Source organism: Xenorhabdus bovienii (assembly GCF_024721015.1).
Lineage (GTDB): Bacteria > Pseudomonadota > Gammaproteobacteria > Enterobacterales > Enterobacteriaceae > Xenorhabdus > Xenorhabdus bovienii.
In genome coordinates, this window is record NZ_JANAIF010000119.1 from 1 (window position 1) to 5,831 (window position 5,831).

A 5,831-nucleotide genomic window follows, 5' to 3' on the forward strand; every position below is an offset into this window, starting at 1 on the left:
ACCGTGGAGTATGAGCTAAATACTCTATTGGAAGGTTATGGTGCTAAATTTGCAATTAATTTTTCTTGATTACTTAAACGTAAATCATACGTCGTTTGGTAAGGAATAAAATAGGTAGAGTGTTTTTTATTTTTCCTGTTCTTACCCTTTTCATTGGTATCGTTCATCACTTCTTTTAATCCATTTCGCAGCACATTAAATAGGTTCTAATTTAACTATTTTCATTATTAATTCAATAACGAAAAAACTAACCTTAACATTTAAGTTAAATCAGTAAAATCGCCTTTTCTCATTGTGATACATTAAAAAAAATGATGAAAACACATATTCCGCAAAATATGGACATGACCTACAATTTTATAGGTTTATGTAAATAAGACATCTAATCAGATGAAAAATTTGACTAACTGTTTTTACGCACTATTTATTGCCATGGTAATAAGTAGCGAAGCCTCAACGGTTACGACCCTTGAGGCTTCTATAATAATTAAATATCGTCTATTACCCTAAAAAGGGTATCGATATAAACATGAAAGTATAGCGCTTTATATATAAGGCATATTGACTGAAATGGCATTACATAATTTACTTTTTTGTGATACAGGTCATAAGTGCTGTGTTAGTTATGTGAATATAAGACCTGAATTCAGCAGAGTATAAATTAAAACATTAACGCGACAATATGACTTATTTTAATTATCGAAACAATTATCAATAGATTAAAAAAAGGAAAATATCACATTCAAACTAAATTTAGGGGATAACGTTCTATCCCTTAAGTTTTAAGCACCTCATTTGACTATTTTCCTTTGGACAACACCTTCTGCATCACCATCTGCCCGAACATGCCCGCAGATTGCCTGACCTGCCCCACGCCCTGACTCATCATGCCGGCCATATCCCCCATCCGCACACCGGCCCAGGCCAGTGCACCCAGCCAGACCATCGGCAGCACAATAAACAGCGTACCCATCACCAGCCCCATAATTAAATCGTCTGAGGTATTCTGAATGCCGGCCAGATTAAACAGGCTGTGGGTTTCTGAGCCGTACAGGGCTTCCAGTAAATAGCTGTCCAACCAGCGGGCAGTTTCCCACCAGAACGTCAGGAAATTCAACGCAAAGATGACGAACGTCAGGGTCAGCACGGTTTTAAGCTCATACGCTGCAAACAGCAGGATCAACGGGATTAAGATATACAGCGCCATCAGGATCACCGCCTGCATCATCGGCAGAGCCTGGCGTACCGCATCGAACATGGGCATGCCGAGTAATCCGCCCAATAAAGCCCCTGCCGAAGCACCAATCCGATTAGATCCATCTAACAAGCTGGGATCGGTATTGCCGCCATACCCGGCATAGACATAACCGTCCTGAGAAACCGTCAGATTCACCGGACTGACCAGACGGCGGATCACCGCTTCCTGATATTCCTGCGTATTTTTGCCCAGTATTTTCAAGGTTGCAGACAGGCGCAGCCACAAGCCCGGATCGGCTTGTGCCAGTACCCGGTCTTTCAGTCCGGTTTTGGTGGCTGACCACCAGGCTTTGCAGGTCGGATATCCGCCCTGCCCGGTATAAGGCCTCCCATTGTCCCGGCTCTCCTGCCACGGAAAGTCGGCTCTGGGCGTGCGCGATTGCAGGGTATTGTAATCACTGGCTAAAAACGTGCGGCTGCCCAGCCAGTCAATATCACTCAGGGTAGCCGGATCGGTGGTTTTCCCCTGATCGCGTTGTTTCCACTGATAAAGTGCCAACGCATAACAATCGTGGGTGAAATCCTGCAACTCCGCCGCCAGTGCCGGGTTGCTGATACGGGTATGCTGTACTTCAAAACGCAGTTGCCGTAAATCCGGCCGACAGGGAATAGAGGCCACTGCTGCCTGCGTTACCCCCTTGGACAACCGGTGTACCACCGCCCACCAGAGGGGCGCAGCGGCCGTTTGGTTGTTCAGGCTGGATATCACCGGCGCATAACCACTGCTATCCGGTACTTTCGGTGTCCAGGTGCCACAACTTTTGGCGCGGGACGGGTCGTACTGAAGGGTCGTCAGGCTGACATGGACCAGCGGCACACAACACACCACCATGACGAAAAAAGCGCAGTACAGGGTGTTTTCAATCCGGGCGAGCGACTGTAATCCACCATTGCCCTCTTCTTCGCCATCTTCACGCACTTTCAACCAAATGGCTATTACCTTTATCACTAAAGGCAGCGTAAACAACCCAGTTGCAATCAGTATTTGCCACAGGCCATTGTTGACGACCCAGCCGAGTAAGGTCAGAAAATATTCCAGATAGCTGTTGGTGGTCATCTTGTTCCCTCAATATGGCCTGACAGGGCATATTCACACAGCAGAATAAACAGCAGGCTGACCACTATCATCCTTATCAGCGTTGCGTGGTGTTCCGTCTGATGTTTTACCCTTTGCCAGATTTTCCGGCAGCTCCAACCCAGTACTGCATACAGGCATAGCCGCCAGACTAACCAAAATTTGCCGGTTGCTGTCATCCAGCGGTGAAGCCGGGTGATATTTTCTGCCTGATGAAGACCGCCCCAACCTGTCGCTACAGTGATAACCATCACCAAAGCGATGACCAGTGATAACACGACACCTTTTCTTAATCCTGAACGCTTCTCTGCCATCATTCACCTTACCTACGCTCACGATTTGGGACTTCAAGCTGATAAAACCGGGCATCGGTGCTGTCTGGGATCTGTTTTTGCGGATGCATTCTGATGCACTGGGTGTCCCGCTCGATAATAGTCAGGATGGCATTGTGAGCCAGTTCGCGTTTCAGCTGCATCTCATTTTTTAACGCATTGATTTCCCGGTCCAGTGCCTCAATCCGCCGTTCGCCTTCTGCCAGCGCTTCTGATTGTGCCGCCACATTGGGTTCGGACATGCCAGTGATGAGCATCCGCCGCATCAGCAACGCCGTCTCTGTGGTTTCTGCCATCGCCAATTCGCCCGCCAAACGCGCTGTCAGTGCGGCCTTATCCGGATCACGCTGCAACGCCTGAATGACACCCTGAGTCACAACCAGGCTGCCGGTTTTCAGTTTCACCAGATTTGCAGCCGTTGGTTTTTCCGTGCCGCTGACCAGTTTCACCAATTGTTCTGTATTGGTTTTGGTATGTGCTTCCAGCATCGGTGCAAACCCCGTACCTGCAACTGTTGTGCCCGGCTGGTGTTTTTCACCACCACTGACGCATTCTGCTGCGTGGACACAGGTACGGATTGCCCGGTCGCCCAGCACGCTGACCACCGCTTCGGCCGCTTCACGTGCATTGCTGAATTTGCGGCAGGCACTGCCCTCACAATTTTGGGTGCTGACAGACGACTGGCTCAGTACCGGCAGCTGATTCATCATATTAAACCCGGCGCTGGCTAAATCGCGGGTCGGACGAATGGCATTCTGTCCCTTGCCCCCCTGCCGTTGGCCGCCAATCCACGGATGCCCACTGGCACCGGTCATTTTGCTGCCGGCGTTATTGACGCGCACCGCATCACCATCTCCGCCGTTAACCAGATTTTTATACTCCTGCAAAGCCGCTGACTGAGTCCATTTGGTGTTTTGCGCAAAGTCCATCATTTTATTGGCCATCGCCCGGCAATTGAACTGGGCTTTGTCGAACGCCACATTGGCCTGCAAAACGCCGTTAGTCAGCATGTCATACAGCCCCGGATTGGCCCGCTGAATGACCATCGCCGGCAAACTGGCTACTGCACCGGTTGCGCCCTGAATCACATCACTCATCAGGTTCTTAAACCCGGCCGTGATACCATTCAACTGATTGCTGACGGTGGTTTTCAGGTCAAAATTTCCGCACATTAAATCCGAGCGCCAGCCCAGCTCCAGCCCGCCGAGTGTGGCTGAACCACTGCGACTGGCGGGTTCAGAAATCACCGAACCGCCCCCCAGGCTATAGAACAGCGTATCGGACACCGCCCCGCTGGCCTCTGCCCCATAACCCAGTGCGCTCCGGTTCACCTGCGGTAATGTCAGAAACAACCCCGTGGCGTTGGCCTGTGCAGAGGCGATGGTCAGTCCACCGACTATCAGCCATAACGTGTTTATTTTCGTCATTATTTATCCCTTTTTCAGATATCCGTGCTGCTGAGAAAACGCTGTCCACGCCGCTGGCAGCAACTGTAAGACTGCCACAGGGCATACGCCTGATTGCCATTACTTGCGGCCGTGTGTTCACCATCCGGAAACACCGCGCAGGACTGACTTAACTGCGGTGATAACCGCTGCCATTGGTGATTTTGGGTGCCGGTATTTTCGGTGACCGGTTCGGGTGGCCAGTAACCGGCGGTGCGTGTGCCTTTCAGAGTCTGATAAACATGGGGTTGCCCGGCACGGGTAATAATATCCACGACCCGCTGCGCGACCACAGCCGCCGCCTTATCATCATCGGTTTGATTGACAAAGCCTGAACGCGGATAAATATTGCCCCACACATTGCCTGCCATCTGGCTGCCCAGCTCCCGCTGACCGGGAATCAGGGCTTCCGGGTAGAACAATTCCGGCAAACCAGAGCGCCACGCCACGGTATCCAGTGTGCTGAGAAAATAAGGTATCAGGGGTGTAGCTGCACTGCGGCAGGAATAGCCGGAAATTTGCCCGCCTATCAGGTTAGTTGCGGGATGCCCGATGGCATCGGCATATTTGAAGCGCAGACTGGTACGCCGTTGCCCGGCAACCTGGACATTGTGATTACCGCCACCGGCACTCAGATGGGATAACGCCCCGGACACCGTATTTTCCACTCCGCCGGAGAGTTGACTGACCTGCGCCACTTCTGACCACGGATTACCACCGGGGGTTTGATAGGTAGACACCACCACTTCGGGAAGATAATGGGTCACCTTAACCGATGTTTTCACGGTACAGCCATGCAAGCCACAGAGCAGCCAGTAACAGATGCCGCTGACCCGCCATTGAATGCAGGAGGGCGACACACTGCTTGCCACTATCTGAGCGGTATTGATTGAAGCCTGTGTAACCGGGGAAAATGCTGCTATCAGGGTAATAAGCGCAGGAAAAGTCACACGTTGAATACTCATGGCTGATGTTGTTTCCTGAGTGCGCAGGCTTTTGCAACGTCCGCTATTCCATACACCACATCCCTATCATCAAAGACCACTGCCGGATACTTCTGCACGCCTAATTGCCATGCCTGCACCACGGCCTGGTAAGCCTTGATCAGTTGCTGTTCCTGCTGACTCCATTGGAATGATTGGAATATTGCCAGTGCCTGCTTTGTGGCTTGTTGAGGATCGACAGAGAGTTGAGCGAAGAGTTTTTCCTGATGCTGTACAGCGGCATCCAGCCAGACTACGTGACTGTTCGGCATCAGATTTATCGGCGGGTGCTGACGGTCAGTATACACCACCGTGCCCGCACTCCCTGCCACACTCCATCCCAGCAAAAACACTAAATACGGCTTTTTCATCCCCTCCGCCTCTGTTGCAAATCATCAGACAAGAGTGAAGAAAGCCACAGCAAAAGTCAGCCCGTAATTGATTTTCCGAAAATGAAAATAAACGCACCAGTCGGTTAAGTGGTTCCCTGAATGCCGATAACACCAATATTCTCTGCATGGTATTCCCGGGTGCCAATGTAATAACAGCCCGGATTGACTGGCAGACAAAATCTGTTATGAACCAAATGAAAAATATGCCGATAAAACAGTTATCAATCTATCATAATGAACAAAAATAACACGTATAAATAATGGGCCTGGTAGGGCAAACGGGTCTAAATTATACTGACGTAAACCCTCCCGTTAGAACCTTCAGCATATAACCATTATCCCATCCA

The 5,831-nt window shown here is 50.3% G+C and carries 6 protein-coding genes; all 6 read right to left on the bottom strand.

Annotation, left to right across the window (positions count from 1 at the left end; all coding sequences use genetic code 11):
- Positions 1-35: 35 nt before the first annotated feature.
- The 6 genes from NXS07_RS18240 to NXS07_RS18265 all read right to left on the bottom strand — a co-directional run bounded on the left by NXS07_RS18240 (position 36) and on the right by NXS07_RS18265 (position 5,463).
- A complete protein-coding gene (locus tag NXS07_RS18240) occupies positions 36-170 on the bottom strand; it encodes a hypothetical protein (protein ID WP_258087346.1) in 135 nt (44 codons plus the stop codon).
- Positions 171-799: 629 nt separating this feature from the next.
- Positions 800-2,314 (bottom strand): conjugal transfer protein TraG N-terminal domain-containing protein, encoded by a 1,515-nt coding sequence (locus NXS07_RS18245; protein ID WP_038194270.1) that lies wholly within the window; start codon positions 2,312-2,314, stop codon positions 800-802.
- A complete protein-coding gene (locus NXS07_RS18250) occupies positions 2,311-2,649 on the bottom strand; it encodes a hypothetical protein (RefSeq protein WP_196244183.1) in 339 nt (112 codons plus the stop codon). The genes NXS07_RS18245 and NXS07_RS18250 overlap by 4 nt, the downstream gene beginning before the upstream one ends.
- Positions 2,650-2,654: 5 nt before the next feature.
- Complete coding sequence (locus tag NXS07_RS18255) at positions 2,655-4,091, bottom strand: integrating conjugative element protein (RefSeq protein WP_258087347.1); 1,437 nt, start codon at positions 4,089-4,091, stop codon at positions 2,655-2,657.
- A gap of 14 nt (positions 4,092-4,105) precedes the next feature.
- Positions 4,106-5,074, bottom strand: coding sequence for a TIGR03756 family integrating conjugative element protein (locus tag NXS07_RS18260; protein WP_038194274.1), 969 nt, complete (start codon positions 5,072-5,074; stop codon positions 4,106-4,108).
- Positions 5,071-5,463, bottom strand: coding sequence for a TIGR03757 family integrating conjugative element protein (locus NXS07_RS18265; protein WP_038194275.1), 393 nt, complete (start codon positions 5,461-5,463; stop codon positions 5,071-5,073). Before NXS07_RS18265 ends, NXS07_RS18260 begins: the two co-directional genes overlap by 4 nt.
- Positions 5,464-5,831: the final 368 nt, after the last annotated feature.

Excerpts from the sequence above, each read along its gene's own strand:
- NXS07_RS18245 (WP_038194270.1), bottom strand. The coding sequence starts at position 2,314 with ATGACCACCAACAGCTATCTGGAATATTTTCTGACCTTACTCGGCTGG.
- NXS07_RS18250 (WP_196244183.1), bottom strand. The coding sequence starts at position 2,649 with ATGATGGCAGAGAAGCGTTCAGGATTAAGAAAAGGTGTCGTGTTATCA.
- NXS07_RS18255 (WP_258087347.1), bottom strand. The coding sequence starts at position 4,091 with ATGACGAAAATAAACACGTTATGGCTGATAGTCGGTGGACTGACCATC.
- NXS07_RS18260 (WP_038194274.1), bottom strand. The coding sequence starts at position 5,074 with ATGAGTATTCAACGTGTGACTTTTCCTGCGCTTATTACCCTGATAGCA.
- NXS07_RS18265 (WP_038194275.1), bottom strand. The coding sequence starts at position 5,463 with ATGAAAAAGCCGTATTTAGTGTTTTTGCTGGGATGGAGTGTGGCAGGG.